Origin of the sequence: Microcoleus sp. Pol10D4, from assembly GCF_036701555.1 — a bacterium.
Lineage (GTDB): Bacteria > Cyanobacteriota > Cyanobacteriia > Cyanobacteriales > Microcoleaceae > Microcoleus.
Genome location: NZ_JAUBRA010000061.1, coordinates 26,380 through 42,610 on the forward strand (window position 1 = coordinate 26,380; position 16,231 = coordinate 42,610).

Here is a 16,231-nt window from a genome sequence, read left to right on the forward strand (position 1 = left end):
ATATGCTGTATCAGTATCGGCTCAATAAGTAGGGGTAGCAGTTAATCTAGTTGCCAAGACAAGCCCAAGGGATAAAGAGAAGATTTTTCGCGAATAATAGGGGAGAGAGAGGGAATGATTCCAAGTTGAGAAATTTGTATCCGCTCAATAATTCGGGGCGGACTACCCACTCAGGAACAATTTTGCGTCATTTGATGTGCATTGTTGAGGGATTTACGCCCGGTTATTGAGTGGATATTCACTTATCAACCTGAAATCAAATTTTTTATAACGTCCGCAAGTTATTGGGCTGCGTATGCTGTAACCATTTCGGATTTGCTATCAGGTGAATGCTGGCTCAAAGTACAAGACCATTATTTGCTCTGGATGCAGCCCGACAGATTCATAAGTGCGTCCGTTGCGATCGCTAAATTCAACCTCAAACGCTGCACCATCAGCCAACAGTTCAACCACAGTCCCAACTTGTCCACGCCACAGGTTGTATTCAGGAAGGTCAACTGTCAATGCAACGACATCTAGTAATTTAATTGTATTCTTTGCCACTCTTATTAGCTCCACGCACTACAAAGGATAGCAGGTTGTTAATCTCGGAATCTCCGAATCATGCTCAATAATCCAGCCACTCGGAAGGGTTGCACTTCTATTTTGCCATTCTATCGTGAAATCTAAGATGTAGCGTTGCCCGAACCCATCCGGCCTACCTAACTGAGCTTCGTGAGTTTGAATGACTTCAAGCAAAATTTGGCGCAATTCCTTAGCATTGTCAGGTGTCATCCCAAGAATTGACGAAAAAAGTCGCGCTTTGTGTTTGCCATCGTCGTGTTCTGGATTGAGGCAGTAGTCACGAAGTTTACGAATATCAACAACTGCATTCTTTGCATTTGGAATGAGCATAGAAAAGCTGATACGAATAAGCAGCCCTCAGTTTATCTTGCAATTTGTGATGCAGGCTGACTTTCGGGAAATTAAAGTTTCGCGACATACTACCTTTTCCCCGCGAGGAGACTGAAAGAGAGTAGATCCGGAGGCAGAGCCTCCTGTTTTCTCAAGCAAGCGAGGCAGAGCCTCTGAACATGGGTTCCCAGGCTGTGCTTGGAAGTTAAATAGTAGAGTTAACTAGGTTCTGAAATATCGAGTTTGCTTTTTTCAGTAAAATAACTGATGTTAATTATCGGTACAGGGTTTATTCTGGATACCGGAAAGGATTTCAATCTGATCTTCAAGCGATCTATATCACTAACGAGCGGAGATGAGGCTCGTTAAAGTTGATGCCGTATATCATCGACAAGCTTGACGTTTATTGCGATTTGTTTTATATTGGTAAATGCGACAAATCATAGGCTGATAGCTCAATGGGCTCAGTCTTGTATAATCCAAAGACTTCTCTAAAACTCGTTAACAAAAAAAGTTGACATAGAGAGGTCTTTTAGACTATCATTTTTTTAATTGCGTAGGATTGCCTAAACCCTTAAAACGGAGTTAAGTCTATGATGGGTCGCAAACTAGATCGGGATTTCTCCATGTTTAAGCTACTCGATGACGCATCATAACTTAGCTGAATTCGGGCCAAACGATAATTTTTAGCGTGTTGCAATGTAAGTTTGGTGTTTTGCAGATTTATTTGACTTGGAATGGTTCAGGATATGGCTCAATCTCAGATTATTGAGAGGCTTCTATGATTTTCCAAACAAAATGTACTGCGCTCGAAGCATTTTTCCCCGTTCTCAAGCTAGGTTTTCCGATCCATCTACATTTTGGAGAAAGCAGAAAATGAATGACTTTAACACAAAACATAACGAGCGAGTGGCATCGGGCTTGTCGATTACACTGTTAAGTAATGCTGAGAATCAACAAATGGGATCGCCTTCATATTTTGAGGGAGATCTATAAACTGGAATGTGTGAGGGTGGATAAATATGGAGATACTCATCAACCTAACTCTCTAGATGGAAATTAGGTTGATGAGTTCTAGGGAATTAGGTAACAGTCAAGTGCAGAAAGTGAGTTGCCCCTCACTCTCTGCAAAAATTAGCGGTTCTGTCGAGTATGAAAATGTTAGCTTTCGTGACAATTGTCACGGTTGGATGCGATTTTAAAGATAGGTGAGTTTCTCTCGCATCTGCTACACTAATAATCATTAATGACAGACAAAAGCAAACAGGTTTTAGAAGCCTGTATCACCTTCAAAAAGTAAGTCGATTGAGTAACAAGTAAATCGTTTCATCATTTCTCCTTTTATTACACAAAAAGCACAACTACGTCCTTGTCTCCAGAGTAGTAAAGACCTTCAAGGAGACTGATGCACCTTTTTATGGCTCAGTTTACACTTCATTTAATTGACTATTCCCTTTGTCGAGAAACAATCCGGAAATATTTCCAGATTGTTTTCTTCATTTGACTCATTTCGATCCTGAATCCGCTCGGTAAAACCTTTTACAAACAATAAAAAGTCGGGTAATTAATGTCTCCATTGCTCACATAGATCTGTTAAGTGGATGTAAAGCCTGGGGCTCTGTTTGTCTCTTCGCGATCGGTGAACAAAGAGCGTGAAGGTATCGCAATAAGTACAAACTATATATCGATAAAACTCTTTCAAACATTTTTCGTCAACGAGACCGAAATGGACACACATAGACATTTCTTCTAAAAAATTAAGAATATTGACTATTTCCTGCTTTTTCTCTGCATCTGCATATATCTGATTCATGTACTCATCACTTTTGCTATCATCATTAGCTAGCGATTTGAGATCTTTATGAATTTTTGCTGCAATTTGTCGAACACTAAAATAGCTAGGATCGTTCCATATTTGTATGTAACGTAAGGTTCGATCGATTTTTTTGTCCTCTAAATTGATTTCGATTCCCCGCAAAGCATATACGGCGCTAGATATTCCTGCGGCAGTAGCTAATGTGGTTACCGCAAAATTTAAAGTGTCTCGGTATTTTGATTCATAAAAATGAACAGCGATTAAAGTTAAAGCTGCAATAAAGGTAGTAATTCCAATTCCCATTGTGAGATTTAGACTGATTTTGAGGAATCCGTCGGGTTCTCTTTTGCTGGGTGGAGTTGTCGGTTTGGTTAGCATTTTTAACTCCTTAGTGTTCAATGAATCTCAAATATTAATCATTTTTACAAATCTACTCAGGGTTTTCCGGCATCAATTTAAAATAGTTTTGCCTTGGGCGAGTGCTTTTCAGAAATACCGTGCAATCGAGGGTTTTCCAGAAAGGAGCAAAAAAATTGCACCCACTCCTCAAAGAAGTGGGTGCAAAACGACCAACTGTATTTTGAGCTAAAAACTCAAAACTCTCTTAATAAGCGTCTTGCAATTCGTAGAAATCAGGGGAAATGTAATCCTTCCGCAGCGGCCAGCCTACCCAATCTTCGTTCATCAAAATCCGTTTCAGATTCGGATGTCCTTCGTAGACAATGCCGTACATATCGTAGGATTCCCGCTCTTGAAAGTCGGCTGCTTTCCAAATCCAGTAGACTGATGGCACTCTGGGATCTTCGCGGGGTACGAATACTTTGACGCGGACTTCTTCAGGCTTGGAAGCATTGTCTGTCAGTTTAACCAAGTGGTAGACGCTGACTAAATCTTGTCCCGGCCCTTGGTCGTAGGCGCACTGGCACTGCATATAATTAAACCCGTAGGCATACAGTGCTGTTGACATTGGAATTAAGAAGTCTCGATCGACCTTTAATATCTCCACGCCCAAATTATCGGCCGCTAAAGCTTCGTGTTCAAAGCCATTTTGAGTCAACCACTGGGAAACCTTCCCGGCTTCAACAATTGCAGATTCTGTCTCAGCCACGGTTTACCTCCTGTTTTTGTCCTGCAAGCAGGGCCGGCGGTACTGGCATTCCCATTGCTTCTGTCAATTCCTTCGGCGGCGCTATTCGGCCTGGAACTGACAAATATTTGCCGTCCAAGATGTCGGCTACTACTTTCATTTTGTGGGGTCTGGTGTAGTAGCGGTGGGTTGGCAGCAATCTGGCCCGTTCTTGCATGGAATCGTTGGCGATTTTTTTCCGCAGTTTGATAATTGCGTCAATAATCGCTTCTGGGCGGGGGGGACAGCCGGGGATGTACACGTCTACAGGAATCAGTTTGTCAACGCCTCTGACTGCTGTGGTGGAGTCCATGCTGAACATTCCGCCTGTGATGGTGCAAGCGCCCATCGCGATTACGTATTTGGGTTCCGGCATTTGTTCGTACAGCCGCACCAAGATGGGGGCGTACTTCATGGTAATTGTGCCGGCGGTGATGATCAAGTCGGCTTGCCGGGGGCTCGATCGCGGTACTAAGCCGAATCTGTCGAAGTCAAAGCGCGATCCGATCAAAGCTGCAAATTCGATGAAGCAGCAGGCTGTGCCGAAAAGCAGCGGCCACAGGCTCGAAAGTCTCGCCCAATTGTAGAGATCATCCACTGTTGTCAAGATGACGTTCTCTGAGAGTTGCGATGTAACTTCGGGGCGCTCTACAGGGTTGATCAGCGCTTTTTGTGATTTGTCAGAACTTAAGACCATTCCAAGGCTCCTTTGCGCCATGCATAGACAAGAGCAATAACGAGGATCGTGATAAAAAACAAGGCTTCGATGAAAGCCAAGAGTCCTAGCTGGTTGAAAGCAACCGCCCAAGGATAGAGGAAGACGGTCTCTACGTCGAAGATGACGAAGACCAAGGCGAACATATAATATCTGATGTTGAACTGAATCCAGGCTCCGCCGATCGGCTCGACGCCGGATTCGTAGGTAGTGCGTCGGTCGTAGGGACGACTTTTGGGGCGCAGTACCTTAGACGCCGTGAGGGCGAGGATAGGAACTAGGCTGGAAATTAACAGGAAGCCTAAGAAATACTCGTAGCCGCTGAGTGCAAACACGGTGAATAATTACTGCCTAGGTGAAAGGGTTCTGTAACTTGTCTGTTACATTATATAGATTTTGGGTAGCTAAAATTACGAGTTGGTTGAGATTGATCGTCCATCTTCTGCAATAATTTTTAATGTATATTTTAATATTGTAACTGCCTGTGGAAGACGGGCGGCTGCCTGTGGACGCTAAGTAAGACCATCCTCGACTTAAGTGTCGAACACCCAAGTGGTGTACCTAACGTGGCATCGGCGGTTGAGACGGGAAACCTTGAAGACGAATAAGACCGTCCTAATATGAGTTTTAGTTGGAAGCCCCAACTCGAACGAAGTTTAGTTGAGGTACTTCACGATTAGCTGACCCATAATTTTGGATTTATGAGCGATCGAGCCACTGAGACCAGAACCCTTGATCGGCACGAGTGCCGCGCCTGCGGCTACGTCTATGAGCCGAAAAAGGGAAATCCTAAAATTGACATTGCCCCGGGCACGGCTTTTGAAGATTTGCCCCAAACTTGGGTCTGTCCCGTTTGCGGGGCGCGCAAATCGGTGTTTCAAAATCTCGGTCAGATGGAAGGGGTATCGGGATTTAAGGCAAATCAGCGCTACGGTGTCGGTGTCAACGGCATGACCGAAGGTCAGAAAAGTTTGCTGATTTTTGGCGGCTTGGTCGTTGGTTTCTTGTTGTTACTTAGTATGTATGGTTTGCAGTAAAACGATTGTGAGATTTTGGCAACGAATTGTAATGTTATTGGCCGCTGCGCTCATCTGTACGAGTTGCAGCACCATCGGTTCTGTGAGTTACAACCCCTGGCAAGTGATTTCCTTGCCGACAGAAGCTAATTTGCAGGATATTGCCTTTACGGGCAATCCTCAGCACGGCTGGGTTGTGGGTTCTGAGGCTACTCTGCTGGAAACGCTGGACGGCGGTACTAGCTGGAAGTCTATAGCACTGGATATCGACGATCCGAGGTCGCGTTTTGCGTCGGTGAGTTTTTCGGGTTCCGAAGGCTGGATTGTCGGCCAGCCTTCTGTTTTGCTCCACACGAACGATGAAGGTAAGTCTTGGACGCGGATTGCTTTGAGCAGTCAGTTGCCAGGTTCTCCGAGTACGATCGCGGCTTTGGGCCCGAATTCCGCCGAAATGACGACCGATGTGGGGGCGATTTACCGGACTTCGGACGGGGGCAAAAATTGGAAAGCTGTCGTGCAGGATTCTTTTGGGGTAGTTCGCAATATCAACCGTTCTGAAGACGGGCAGTATGTTGCGGTTTCCTCGAAGGGAAATTTCTACTCGGTGTGGAAACCCGGACAAGAAGCTTGGGAACCTCACAACCGCAATAGTTCTCGGCGCCTGCAAAATATGGGCTTTACCAAGGACGGGCGTTTGTGGATGCTCGCCCGTGGTGGTCAGATTCAGTTTAGCGACCCGTCCAATCCTGAAGGTTGGGGAAAACCGTTTTTTCCAGATCGCAAGGCGAGTTGGGGTTTGCTGGACATGGCTTACCGGACTGATAATGAAGTTTGGGTAGCCGGCGGTGGCGGCAATTTGCTGTGCAGTTTGGACGGCGGGAAAACATGGCTAAAAGACCGCGAAGTAGAAGATGTTCCCGCTAATTTTTACAGGATTGTCTTTATGGGCCCCGATCGCGGATTTGTGATCGGCGCGAGCGGTACTCTACTTAAATATCAAGGTTCAGCGCAAGCTGCTTGATAGTAGAATAGTAATAGAGATTGTCTGTCAATTTGTTGTTGAAAGGAGGATTCTAAATGGCTGGTACAACTGGAGAACGTCCGTTTGGTGACATTATTACAAGTATCCGTTATTGGGTAATTCACAGCATCACCATTCCGGCTTTGTTTATTGCTGGATGGCTGTTTGTGCAAACGGGTTTGGCTTACGATGCTTTCGGAACTCCTCGCCCTAACCAGTATTTCACACAGCAGCGCGAAGAAGTGCCGATTATCTCGGATCGCTTTGAAGCTAAGAAACAAGTAGATCAGTTCATTAACGCCAAGTAATTTAACAAGGATTTGGAAAAATGACGAGCAGAACCCCAAATAATGAGCCAATTTCGTATCCGATTTTTACGGTGCGGTGGTTGGCAGTTCATACTTTAGGCGTCCCAACAATTTTCTTTTTGGGCGCGATCGCAGCAATGCAATTTATTCAACGATAGGAGTTTACAATGCCTGAGCGCGTTCCTAATCCCAACGAGCAGCCTGTTGAGTTAAACCGGACTTCTTTGTATTTGGGTTTGTTGCTGATTTTTGTTTTGGGTATTTTGTTTTCCAGTTATTTCTTTAATTAACTGGTGTCTGAGTTGGCTTTCGATAGTTCCATCGAATTTGTTTAGCTGTAAATTAGTGAGGTGATGGCTATGTTTAGTGAAAGTGGCAGAATTCCTTTGTGGCTGGTAGCTACTGTTGCAGGCCTCGGTGTTCTCAGCATTGTGAGTCTTTTCTTCTACGGTGCTTATGCCGGTTTGGGTTCTTCGATGTAAGGAGAATCAAGCTGATTTTCGGCTTTTAACCCCCCTTGAAAAAGGGGGGTTTTAATATGCGAATTGTTGGTAAAGCAGGGATAAATTAGATCGAAAGTGTGGATGTTTTGGCAAATTTATGATAATTTAATCATCTGGCGAGAGGGGGATTTTTGGTGGTTGGATGGAGATTTGCTCAATCAACTGCTGGCCTTGCGGGTTCACCAATAACCCCAAAATCGATCGCCACTAGCCGACGATCGCCGATCGAGTGTGGGCCGATCGTGAAATTAGCCAAAAGTTGCGAGTAGAATGGTGCAAGAGCCGATCGCTCGATCGTAGTGCACAGCGAAATATGACCCCACCGCCGCCGCCCCGCAAACCTCAAACCGTCTTGGGTGCGATTACCCAAGCAGTCCAGACTATTGCTAAGGTTAATTTTAACCAGCTAGCGCTGAAACCTAATGCCAAAGTACCCGAATTGTGGGTACAGGATGCCGGTGCAGCTAAAGCTGAGGTTTATCCGCTGTTGGGCGATCGATATTTGTTAGGTCGATCGTCGAAATCTTCAGATATTGTAGTTCGCAATCCCGTTGTCAGTCACGTGCACTTATCCCTGTCGCGCGATACTCGGCGGCGGACTCCTTTTGTCATCAAAGATGAAGACTCCACCAACGGCATTTACAGCGGCAAAAGGCGAGTTAAAAGTATGTCCCTGCGTCACGGAGACGTGTTCACTTTAGGGCCGCCGGAACTAGCCGCCGCTGTCAGAATTCAGTACGTATATCCGCCGCCTTGGTATTTGCAACTTCTGCGTTACAGCTTTTACGGCGTCAGCGGAATCACCGCTTTGATTGCCGTGTTGGTAGGCATGGAATCGACAAAGTTTCAAGTGCGGCCTCTGCCAAGAAGTATCAATGGCCCCGTGATTGTTTACGCCCGCGATGGGCAAACTCCGCTGCGTCCTCCTCAGAATAACGCTCACTTAGAATTAAAGCAATTGCAGGATTTTTCGCCTTATTTATCCAAGGCGGTACTTGCTTCGGAAGACAGTCGCTACAATTGGCATTTGGGGGTAGATCCGATCGGGGTTTTGCGCGCGCTTTTGACTAATGTTCGCGGGGGAGGAATTCGCGAAGGCGGCAGCACTGTGACGCAGCAGTTAGCGAGGAGTTTGTTTCGAGATTATGTGGGAACTCAAGATTCGGCAGGACGCAAGTTACGGGAAGCGGTAGTTGCGTTGAAACTGGAGAATTATTACAGCAAAGATGAGCTGTTGCTGACTTATTTGAATCGCGTATTTTTGGGGATTGACCTTTACGGTTTTGAGGATGCGGCTCGGTTTTATTTTGGGAAGTCTGCGAAGGATTTAACTTTGTCAGAGGCGGCAACTTTGGCCGGCATTTTGCCTGCGCCAAACAGTTTTAATCCGATTCAAAATTATCAGTTGGCGGTACAGTACCGCGATCGAGTGATCGAACGGATGCGGGCACTGGGGACGATTTCTCAGGAAGAAGCCGATCGCGCGAGACGATCGCGAATTGATATCAATCCCAAAGCTCGTCAATATCTGCAAAGTACGATCGCTCCTTATTTCTACAGTTATGTCTTTGACGAATTGGAGTTTTTGCTAGGGGAGCAGTTAGCCAGAGAAGGCAATTTTATTGTAGAAACAGGTTTAAACCCTGGCTTGCAAAAGTTGGCGGAAAGTTCCCTCCGAAATGCTGTTGAAAATGCGGGAGCCAGTGCAGGTTTTTCTCAAGGAGCCGTGGTAACTCTCAATAGTACAACCGGGGAAGTCTTAGCTTTAGTTGGAGGCGTAGATTACTTGAAAAGTCAGTTTAATCGGGCTACCCAAGCTTTGAGACAGCCCGGCTCTACATTTAAGATTTTTACCTATGCAGCCGCCCTGGAACAGGGAATCTCACCCGATAAAACTTATTCTTGCGCCCCCCTTTCTTGGGGCGGACAAAGTTACAGCGGCTGCGAAAGAACCAGCGGTACTGCTGATATGTATCGGGGTTTAGCACAGTCGGAAAATGCAGTTGCTTTGAGAATTGCACAAGATGTCGGTTTAGACAATGTAGTGGGAATGGCTAGACGTTTGGGAATTACTTCTGAACTGCGTTCTAACCCTGGTTTAGTATTAGGTGAAAGTGAAGTTAATGTGTTGCAATTAACGGGAGCTTTCGGGGTTTTGGCCAATCGGGGATTGGGAAATCGCCCCCACGTAATTAAGCGAATTATTGACAGCAGCGATTGTAAAGATCGAAATGATTTTAACAGTTGCCGGGTAATTTATGAGTATCAAAAAGATGGTGTTGCCAATCGGCAGTTAGTTTCTGAAGCAGTAGCCGATACGATGACTGATATGCTGCAAGGTGTGGTGCGGGGAGGTACGGGCAGTAGTGCGGCTTTGGGGTTGGGAGAAGCTGGAAAAACAGGCACAACTAATGATAATAGAGATTTGTGGTTTGTCGGTTATATTCCGAGTCAGCAACTGGTGACAGGAGTTTGGTTGGGAAATGATGATAATTCTCCGACTGGGGGAGGTAGTTCAAATGCCGCTCAGTTGTGGGGGGAATATATGCGGCAGGTGGCGCGTTGAGTAGGTGCGGGGATTGGAAGAATTTTGATACGGCATTGAAATATACAATTTAAATGCGGTACAGCTTGTCAACTCAATCTCCGAATCCTCAAGGCAGAACCCATGAAAAACAGATGCTGCGATTGCTTTTCTAAGAGGGCGCGCCAGCTAACAATCCCCGCGATCAATGACATCAATACGTTATTGATTCCCAGGCTGATTAAGGTTAACTTAGCGAGGATTTTTTCAGGGCTTGGGTTGTTCGTCTCCAAAACGATCGCACATATTTTCGTTGGTCGATCGTGTGCAGTACAATAAACGCCAGGAAAGTATAAGCAATCCAGAAATGTAAATCTCCTGCAAAATTTACAACCGCTGTATTTTTAGGAAAGATACAGCGTATTCCAGGTTTATGAAGTATATCTACATGGAATATATCGAATATGCTGTATCTTTGTCTTAAAAGCTGGTCAAGGATTTGACCGGATTGCTGATTTTACAAGCGGTCAAAATGTGATTAGATTAAGCGAAGGTTTAAGCTTTGCTCAGTTAGCAAGCACTCAAAATACTCAGGGAAATCTTATCAAAAATGTCTTGACAGGAGAGGAGTTAGGCGTGATGATTGGAGTGAGTGCCAATGCGATTACATCGGCGAATTTTCGGTTGATTTAGGAAATCAAAAAAAGTACGATCGCCCGTTCGATTCAAAAGGAATCTCGCACTTCTACCAATTTTAAAAGCTGTAGCAAAAATTTAACGATTATTCATACTTCCTGCCGCGCCACTGAGTAGGCTGATTTAAAGCAGAAATTAGAATTCGCAAAAACGCCAGCGGATCGGCTAACGGTGACAGCCAAAACAACCATTTATTGGATACCTGAGTTCGATCGTAGGAAGCCGAGTCTTTTAAATCTTTTAAAACTTAGACAATTGGCACATATATATAGTTTCTATAGTGCTATATATCATTTCTCGCAGCAAGGCGACAATCATCTAAGATAGCATTAAGTTTTTCAACGACTAGCCAGGGGTTTCGACCTTTCAAACAAGCTGCGATTGCTGCTTCATAGGGATTTCTGCCAGTTTTTTTTACTGCTGCGATCGCCTGTTTGTTAGACAATCCCCGCCCGCTGACCAACCAAGCAGCCAAAACCTGTCCTGTACGTCCAATCCCCCCAGAACAGTGAACTACCACCCGTTCGCCTTTGCTATTTGCAGATTCCAAGAACGGCAATATGCGATCGATTAAAATATCGCGATCGACCAATTCAAAGTCTGCAATCGGTGCCCAGCAAACTCGATCGCACCCAAATATTTTCCGATATGTTCCCAGTAAATCAGTGTAGCAGATGAGCTGGGTCTGAGCCAGCAAGCAGCAAACTTGCTTGATATTATGCCCCTGCATAAATTCAATCCAGCGAGCAACTTCTGCATCGCGGTATCCTGGTCTGGCTGCACCAAACACAATTAATTCATTCTCTGAAGCCGCAGCGAATTTGTGCATACTGTTGTCAATATTTTTACCTATAATTAAGAAAGACGCACAAACCCTGAATCAACAGTGAAAAACAAGAGTTCGATCGCTTTAATGAACTGGCTGCAACCCAAGTCAGAAACCGTTTTGCTATGCGACTCAATTGTAGCAGCTTCTGACATGGCATTCATGCTCAAGGGTGAGTGGGATGGGTGCAATAGTTTGGTACTCCCTAAATGCGACAAGGTAGCAATTGAAGCAGCCGCCCGTTTGCTGGAGACATCGTGGTGCTACCAAAATACTTGCGAACCGGTTTTAATTCGGCTGGAAGTTGACGAATTGCTGCGCCGTTATGCGATTGGAGACAGGTTTTTTATTAATGCTAACTTGCGATGCGCGCAATTGAGCCAACTTTGCTTGGAAAACATTGATTTGAGTTATGCTAAATTGAATTTGGCTAACCTCAGCAGCACTAATTTAAGCAAAGCAAACTTAATGGCAGCGCAGATGCAATCGGCAATTTTGAGTGGCAGCAATTTGAGTGGATCGCAACTTGTGAGGGCGAATTTATCTGGAGCCAATTTATCGGATGCTAATCTCAGAGGTGCTGATTTGAGTTATGCAGATTTAAGCAATACTTGTTTAACAGGTACTGATTTAAGAGGTGTAAATTTAGCTAGAGTAGACTTAAGAAAAACTTCGTTAAATGGGGCGATTTTTGAGTAATACCAAATCCCGCTTAAATACTTTCTCTCACACCCCGTGGGTAAATCCTGTAAAAATTTATCTGCGTTAATCCGCATACATCCGCCACCATCTGCGGTTAAAGTTCCAAAGTAATTAACTGAGCAATTTCTTCAGTCTGAAAACCTACAGCCATAGGCTTTTGGACTGTTGGAATCACCTGCACATCATAGAGTTCCGTGACAATTCCTTCAAACCGCAACCAGTGAACGATCGCCCCAGTAGTCAAATCTATCACCATCATACCGCAGCGAGCCTCAGCATCCTTGGCTACCAACAGCTCATCCAATTCTAAACCGCTAAAAGTGTTGTCACCTCCCCGAGGTTTCGAGAGTCCAACAATTGCCCAATTTTGCCAAAATGCCAGCCCTCGGACATATCCCGGACAAAACGCAATCGCCTCAAATTTCCCTGTTTCTAAATCCACATATCCTAATTCGCCTCTCCCTGAATTCAGCAGCCACAATTTATCTTGATACCAGCGCGGTGAGTGTGGCATTGACAAGCCTGTGACGATAATATCATTAGATTGAACATCAATAACTATACCGCCGTTTTGTCTGCGATCGCGCCAGCCATCCACCACATCCGACTGACTCGACGCTGTGACATATTTCGCTTCCCCAGCTACCATTGCTAAACCGTTGAGGTGACAGCGGTCTTCATTTATATATTGTGAGATAAAGGGTGGTTTCCATAAAGGTTTACAACTGTGGCTATCGCTCAATGTAGCTATACAATTGAGTAATGTGCTGATAAAAATTACTTGTCCACTGCTATCTACAGCTACATCATGGATGTCGATATCGCCTGTGGTGTAGGCGATGCGCGGTATGTATAAGCGATCGTAACCTTGATGTTGCCCTCCCTCCGCTAGCACATTGTCTAATTGCCAGAGTTGATATTTGGAACTGAGGTAAATGCGTGAAGGCGTGCAGTAAAGCCCCATTGCGCGATCGAATATGCGCCAAAATGCTGAAATTTTGTTAGTCTCTGGCGCAGCACCGATTAACATTAAGCGGCTGGTTTGATAGGTAGTGCAAGCAAGGCTGATTTGTTGTTGAGTTAGCCAAGCTGGAAACTCGCGATCGCCAAAAATATCGTGTTCGTGGATAGTGTTCAAAACTGATGCGTTATCGGTTGAATCAGAACTCATATATTTTATATATCAAGTTGTAATCCGGATCATATAATATTCCCCATGATATAGTTATTATCAATTCAACTGCCGTAAAGTTAATACTAGAAATAATGACTAGACATATCGCCTTCATCTCTTCGGACATCCCAGACAGCCAAACCCTGATCGACGGCATCCTCACAGGCATCGACACCGCCATCCTTGACCCCAACCGCGACGCTGTGGCACAAATCACCGCAGTCCTCAAAGGTAAGCAATACTCAGCCATCAACATTATTTCACACGGTGCACCCGGTCATCTTCAGTTAGGGAATACAGCATTAAATATTGAAACTCTCCCCCAATATACTCAGCAGCTACAACAGTGGCGATCAAGCCTCACAGAAAACGCATCCATCATTATTTACGGGTGTAACGTCGCCTCGACAAATACACAAGAGGTAAATGTGGCGAAGGACCACACCCCCGAGAGTCGCCACACCCTCGGCGGACTTCGAGACGAACACCAAGAAGCCAACCAATTCCTGACTCGCCTCCACCAACTCACTGGAGTAAAAATCGCCGCCAACGCCCACCCCACAGGCAACTCAGCACTAGGAGGCAACTGGGAAATTCAACAACTCATCCCCCCATCCCCCACACCACCCAAACTCCCATTCACAGAAACCGCCCTCAAAACCTACAGTGGCATCCTGGGTTTCGCCCCCAAAGTTGACTTCACCACTGGGACTAGCCCCTTTTCAGTCAGCATCGGCGACTTCAACGGCGACAGCAAACCAGACTTAGCTGTGGTGAACTTTAACAGCTTCACCACCTCCATCCTGCTGAACACCACCGCCACAGGAGCCACCACCCCCACCTTCGCCACCAAAGTTGACTTCCCTAGTGCGAATTTCCCCTATTCAGTCAGCATCGGCGACTTCAACGGCGACAGCAAACCAGACTTAGCTGTGGCGAACTTTAACGCCTCCATCTTCCTGAACACCACCGCCACAGGAGCCACCACCCCCACCTTCGCCACCAAAGTTGACTTCCCCACTGGTCAACTCGTATCAGTCAGCATCGGCGACTTCAACGGTGACAGCAAACCAGACTTAGCTGTGGCGAACCGGTACGGCAACACCACCTCCATCCTGCTGAACACCACCGCCACAGGAGCCACCACCCCCACCTTCGCCACCAAAGTTGACTTCCCCACTGGGACTAGGCCCTTTTCAGTCAGCATCGGCGACTTCAACGGCGACGGCAAACCAGACTTAGCTGTGGCGAACGAAACCAGCAATACCGCCTCCATCCTGCTGAACACCACCGCCACAGGAGCCACCACCCCCACCTTCGCCACCAAAGTTGACTTCACTACTGGCACTCGCCCCAGCTCAGTCAGCATCGGCGACTTCAACGGCGACGGCAAACTTGACTTAGCTGTAGCGAACTATGGCGTAGCGAACAGTAGCAGCAACACCTCCATCCTGCTGAACACCACCGCCACAGGAGCCACCACCCCCACCTTCGCCACCAAAGTTGACTTCACTACTGGGATTAACCCCCGGTCCGTCAGCATCGGCGACTTCAACGGCGATAGCAAACCAGACTTAGCTGTGGCGAACTATCGCATCAACACAGAAGCCTCCATCCTGCTGAACAACACCCCCAAAGTCAGCATCGCCGCAGGTACTACTCCCACCGAAACCGGCCCCACCACTGGCACATTTAATATCACTCTCGATACTGCCGCCCCCGCAGGCGGTTTAGTCGTCAACTTCAACACCACTGGCAGTACCGCTGCTACTCCTGGTCACTACTCCTTAACTGCGGGTACGAATATCACGGCAGTTACTGCTAATACTTTCACCATTGCCGCTGGTGCAACTACCGCCGTCCTCAATGCTGTCCCCATCGATGATGCTATTTTCAACCCAGGGGAAACAATCAAAGTTAACGTTACTGCCGATACTGGCTTTAACTACTTTCTAGATCCAGTTGTCGCCAAGACGACGGGGACACTAACAATTACCGACAACGACTTGCCCCCCACAGTCAACCTCTCAGTTTCCCCAGTCACAAGTACAGAAACCGGAAGTCCAGTTATCACCGTCACTGCCACAGCATCAAGCGCCGTTGTAGGTGCTCAAACAGTAAATGTGGCTCTGTCTGGAACTGCCACTGCTGCCGACTTTACTGGTACTATTCCGACTAGCATTACCATTCCTTCCGGTCAAACCACAGGTTCCTTTACCGTTAATGTTAATGATGATGCACTGGTAGAAGGAAGTGAAACAGGTACTTTCACAATCTCGACTCCTTCTAGCGGTATCACACTCGGAACTACGACAACAGGTAACGTTGCAATTACTGATAATGATGTAACACCATTACCAGAAATTCAAGTTTTAGACGGAACAATAGACATAGTTGATGGTACTGCAAGTCCAATTGATTTTGGTAGTGCATTAATTGGCGGCACTCTCAACAAAACCTTTACCGTAAAAAATCTCGGTACAGCAGCTTTAAACCTCAGCAATCCTACCCTACCAACCGGATTTAGCATTGTCGGAAATTTACCGACAACTCTCGCAGCAGGTGCCAGTGCTAACCTGCTTCTTCAAGTCGATACGACAGTAGCAGGAAGTAAAACAGGTACGCTGCAATTTGTCAATGATGATACGGATGAAAATCCCTTTGATTTCCCGATTTCAGCCACAGTCACAGCAACTGCTGTACCGGAAATCCAAGTATTAGACGGAACTACGGATATAGCTGATGGTACTGCAAGTACGATCGACTTTGGTAGTGCATTAATTGGCGGCACTCTCAACAAAACCTTTACCGTCCAAAATCTCGGTACAGCAGTTTTAAACCTCAGCAATCCTACCCTACCAACCGGATTTAGCATTGTCGGAAATTTACCGACAACTCTCGCAGCAGGTG

Annotated in this window: 18 protein-coding genes and 1 pseudogene; 10 read left to right on the forward strand and 9 right to left on the reverse strand. The window is 46.1% G+C overall.

The window, feature by feature from the left end; all coding sequences use genetic code 11:
• Positions 1-321 precede the first annotated feature (321 nt).
• From QUA36_RS24295 to ndhC, 6 genes are all read right to left on the reverse strand, one after another.
• Complete coding sequence (locus QUA36_RS24295; protein ID WP_333459359.1) at positions 322-543, reverse strand: DUF4926 domain-containing protein; 222 nt, start codon at positions 541-543, stop codon at positions 322-324.
• Positions 544-561: 18 nt separating this feature from the next.
• Positions 562-894, reverse strand: a complete 333-nt coding sequence (locus QUA36_RS24300; RefSeq protein WP_333459360.1) for a DUF6883 domain-containing protein — start codon at positions 892-894, stop codon at positions 562-564.
• Positions 895-2,458: 1,564 nt separating this feature from the next.
• Positions 2,459-3,088: a DUF4760 domain-containing protein gene (locus QUA36_RS24305; protein WP_333459361.1), complete on the reverse strand. Its 630-nt coding sequence runs from the start codon at positions 3,086-3,088 to the stop codon at positions 2,459-2,461.
• A 226-nt stretch (positions 3,089-3,314) separates the two neighbouring features.
• The gene (locus QUA36_RS24310; protein ID WP_333165880.1) at positions 3,315-3,818 is read right to left on the reverse strand and encodes an NAD(P)H-quinone oxidoreductase subunit J; all 504 of its coding nucleotides are present in this window, start codon (positions 3,816-3,818) and stop codon (positions 3,315-3,317) included.
• On the reverse strand, positions 3,811-4,533 hold the full coding sequence (gene ndhK, locus QUA36_RS24315) for a photosynthetic/respiratory NAD(P)H-quinone oxidoreductase subunit K (protein WP_333454423.1): 723 nt from the start codon (positions 4,531-4,533) through the stop codon (positions 3,811-3,813). The genes QUA36_RS24310 and ndhK overlap by 8 nt, the downstream gene beginning before the upstream one ends.
• Entirely contained in the window at positions 4,524-4,886 is a 363-nt protein-coding gene (ndhC, locus tag QUA36_RS24320) for a photosynthetic/respiratory NAD(P)H-quinone oxidoreductase subunit C (RefSeq protein ID WP_006635500.1), read from the reverse strand. The genes ndhK and ndhC overlap by 10 nt, the downstream gene beginning before the upstream one ends.
• Before the next feature lie 366 nt (positions 4,887-5,252).
• On the opposite strand from ndhC, the gene QUA36_RS24325 reads away from it, so the two are divergent.
• From QUA36_RS24325 to QUA36_RS24360, 8 genes are all read left to right on the forward strand, one after another.
• Positions 5,253-5,588, forward strand: a complete 336-nt coding sequence (locus QUA36_RS24325) for a rubredoxin (RefSeq protein ID WP_333454424.1) — start codon at positions 5,253-5,255, stop codon at positions 5,586-5,588.
• A complete protein-coding gene (locus tag QUA36_RS24330; protein WP_333070732.1) occupies positions 5,575-6,588 on the forward strand; it encodes a photosynthesis system II assembly factor Ycf48 in 1,014 nt (337 codons plus the stop codon). Before QUA36_RS24325 ends, QUA36_RS24330 begins: the two co-directional genes overlap by 14 nt.
• Positions 6,589-6,644: 56 nt before the next feature.
• Entirely contained in the window at positions 6,645-6,896 is a 252-nt protein-coding gene (gene psbE, locus QUA36_RS24335) for a cytochrome b559 subunit alpha (protein ID WP_333139432.1), read from the forward strand.
• 20 nt (positions 6,897-6,916) lie between these two features.
• Positions 6,917-7,054, forward strand: coding sequence for a cytochrome b559 subunit beta (psbF, locus tag QUA36_RS24340; RefSeq protein ID WP_006635504.1), 138 nt, complete (start codon positions 6,917-6,919; stop codon positions 7,052-7,054).
• A 9-nt stretch (positions 7,055-7,063) separates the two neighbouring features.
• Positions 7,064-7,186, forward strand: coding sequence for a photosystem II reaction center protein L (locus tag QUA36_RS24345; RefSeq protein WP_015176850.1), 123 nt, complete (start codon positions 7,064-7,066; stop codon positions 7,184-7,186).
• A gap of 69 nt (positions 7,187-7,255) precedes the next feature.
• Positions 7,256-7,378, forward strand: coding sequence for a photosystem II reaction center protein J (locus QUA36_RS24350; protein WP_006635506.1), 123 nt, complete (start codon positions 7,256-7,258; stop codon positions 7,376-7,378).
• A 334-nt stretch (positions 7,379-7,712) separates the two neighbouring features.
• Positions 7,713-9,965, forward strand: coding sequence for a transglycosylase domain-containing protein (locus tag QUA36_RS24355; protein ID WP_333165873.1), 2,253 nt, complete (start codon positions 7,713-7,715; stop codon positions 9,963-9,965).
• Positions 9,966-10,457: 492 nt separating this feature from the next.
• Entirely contained in the window at positions 10,458-10,616 is a 159-nt protein-coding gene (locus QUA36_RS24360; RefSeq protein ID WP_333459362.1) for a hypothetical protein, read from the forward strand.
• Positions 10,617-10,704: 88 nt separating this feature from the next.
• Here the strand turns inward: QUA36_RS24360 and QUA36_RS24365 are convergent.
• Positions 10,705-10,839, reverse strand: a pseudogene (locus tag QUA36_RS24365) (glycosyltransferase family 2 protein); the annotation flags it as partial.
• A 63-nt stretch (positions 10,840-10,902) separates the two neighbouring features.
• Positions 10,903-11,448: a dual specificity protein phosphatase family protein gene (locus QUA36_RS24370; protein WP_333454426.1), complete on the reverse strand. Its 546-nt coding sequence runs from the start codon at positions 11,446-11,448 to the stop codon at positions 10,903-10,905.
• 57 nt (positions 11,449-11,505) lie between these two features.
• On the opposite strand from QUA36_RS24370, the gene QUA36_RS24375 reads away from it, so the two are divergent.
• The gene (locus QUA36_RS24375; protein WP_333459363.1) at positions 11,506-12,144 is read left to right on the forward strand and encodes a pentapeptide repeat-containing protein; all 639 of its coding nucleotides are present in this window, start codon (positions 11,506-11,508) and stop codon (positions 12,142-12,144) included.
• 97 nt (positions 12,145-12,241) lie between these two features.
• On the opposite strand, the gene QUA36_RS24380 is transcribed toward QUA36_RS24375, so the two are convergent.
• Complete coding sequence (locus QUA36_RS24380) at positions 12,242-13,318, reverse strand: TIGR03032 family protein (RefSeq protein ID WP_333459364.1); 1,077 nt, start codon at positions 13,316-13,318, stop codon at positions 12,242-12,244.
• A 95-nt stretch (positions 13,319-13,413) separates the two neighbouring features.
• On the opposite strand from QUA36_RS24380, the gene QUA36_RS24385 reads away from it, so the two are divergent.
• The coding region (locus QUA36_RS24385; RefSeq protein WP_333459365.1) for a DUF4347 domain-containing protein at positions 13,414-16,231 on the forward strand (2,818 nt) is incomplete at its 3' end.

Bases quoted from the DNA above. Each gene is read 5' to 3' on its own strand.
- QUA36_RS24300 (WP_333459360.1), bottom strand. From the start codon at position 894: ATGCTCATTCCAAATGCAAAGAATGCAGTTGTTGATATTCGTAAACTT.
- QUA36_RS24305 (WP_333459361.1), bottom strand. From the start codon at position 3,088: ATGCTAACCAAACCGACAACTCCACCCAGCAAAAGAGAACCCGACGGA.
- ndhK (WP_333454423.1), bottom strand. From the start codon at position 4,533: ATGGTCTTAAGTTCTGACAAATCACAAAAAGCGCTGATCAACCCTGTA.
- QUA36_RS24325 (WP_333454424.1), top strand. From the start codon at position 5,253: ATGAGCGATCGAGCCACTGAGACCAGAACCCTTGATCGGCACGAGTGC.
- QUA36_RS24330 (WP_333070732.1), top strand. From the start codon at position 5,575: ATGGTTTGCAGTAAAACGATTGTGAGATTTTGGCAACGAATTGTAATG.
- psbE (WP_333139432.1), top strand. From the start codon at position 6,645: ATGGCTGGTACAACTGGAGAACGTCCGTTTGGTGACATTATTACAAGT.
- psbF (WP_006635504.1), top strand. From the start codon at position 6,917: ATGACGAGCAGAACCCCAAATAATGAGCCAATTTCGTATCCGATTTTT.
- QUA36_RS24345 (WP_015176850.1), top strand. From the start codon at position 7,064: ATGCCTGAGCGCGTTCCTAATCCCAACGAGCAGCCTGTTGAGTTAAAC.
- QUA36_RS24350 (WP_006635506.1), top strand. From the start codon at position 7,256: ATGTTTAGTGAAAGTGGCAGAATTCCTTTGTGGCTGGTAGCTACTGTT.
- QUA36_RS24355 (WP_333165873.1), top strand. From the start codon at position 7,713: ATGACCCCACCGCCGCCGCCCCGCAAACCTCAAACCGTCTTGGGTGCG.
- QUA36_RS24370 (WP_333454426.1), bottom strand. From the start codon at position 11,448: ATGCACAAATTCGCTGCGGCTTCAGAGAATGAATTAATTGTGTTTGGT.
- QUA36_RS24380 (WP_333459364.1), bottom strand. From the start codon at position 13,318: ATGAGTTCTGATTCAACCGATAACGCATCAGTTTTGAACACTATCCAC.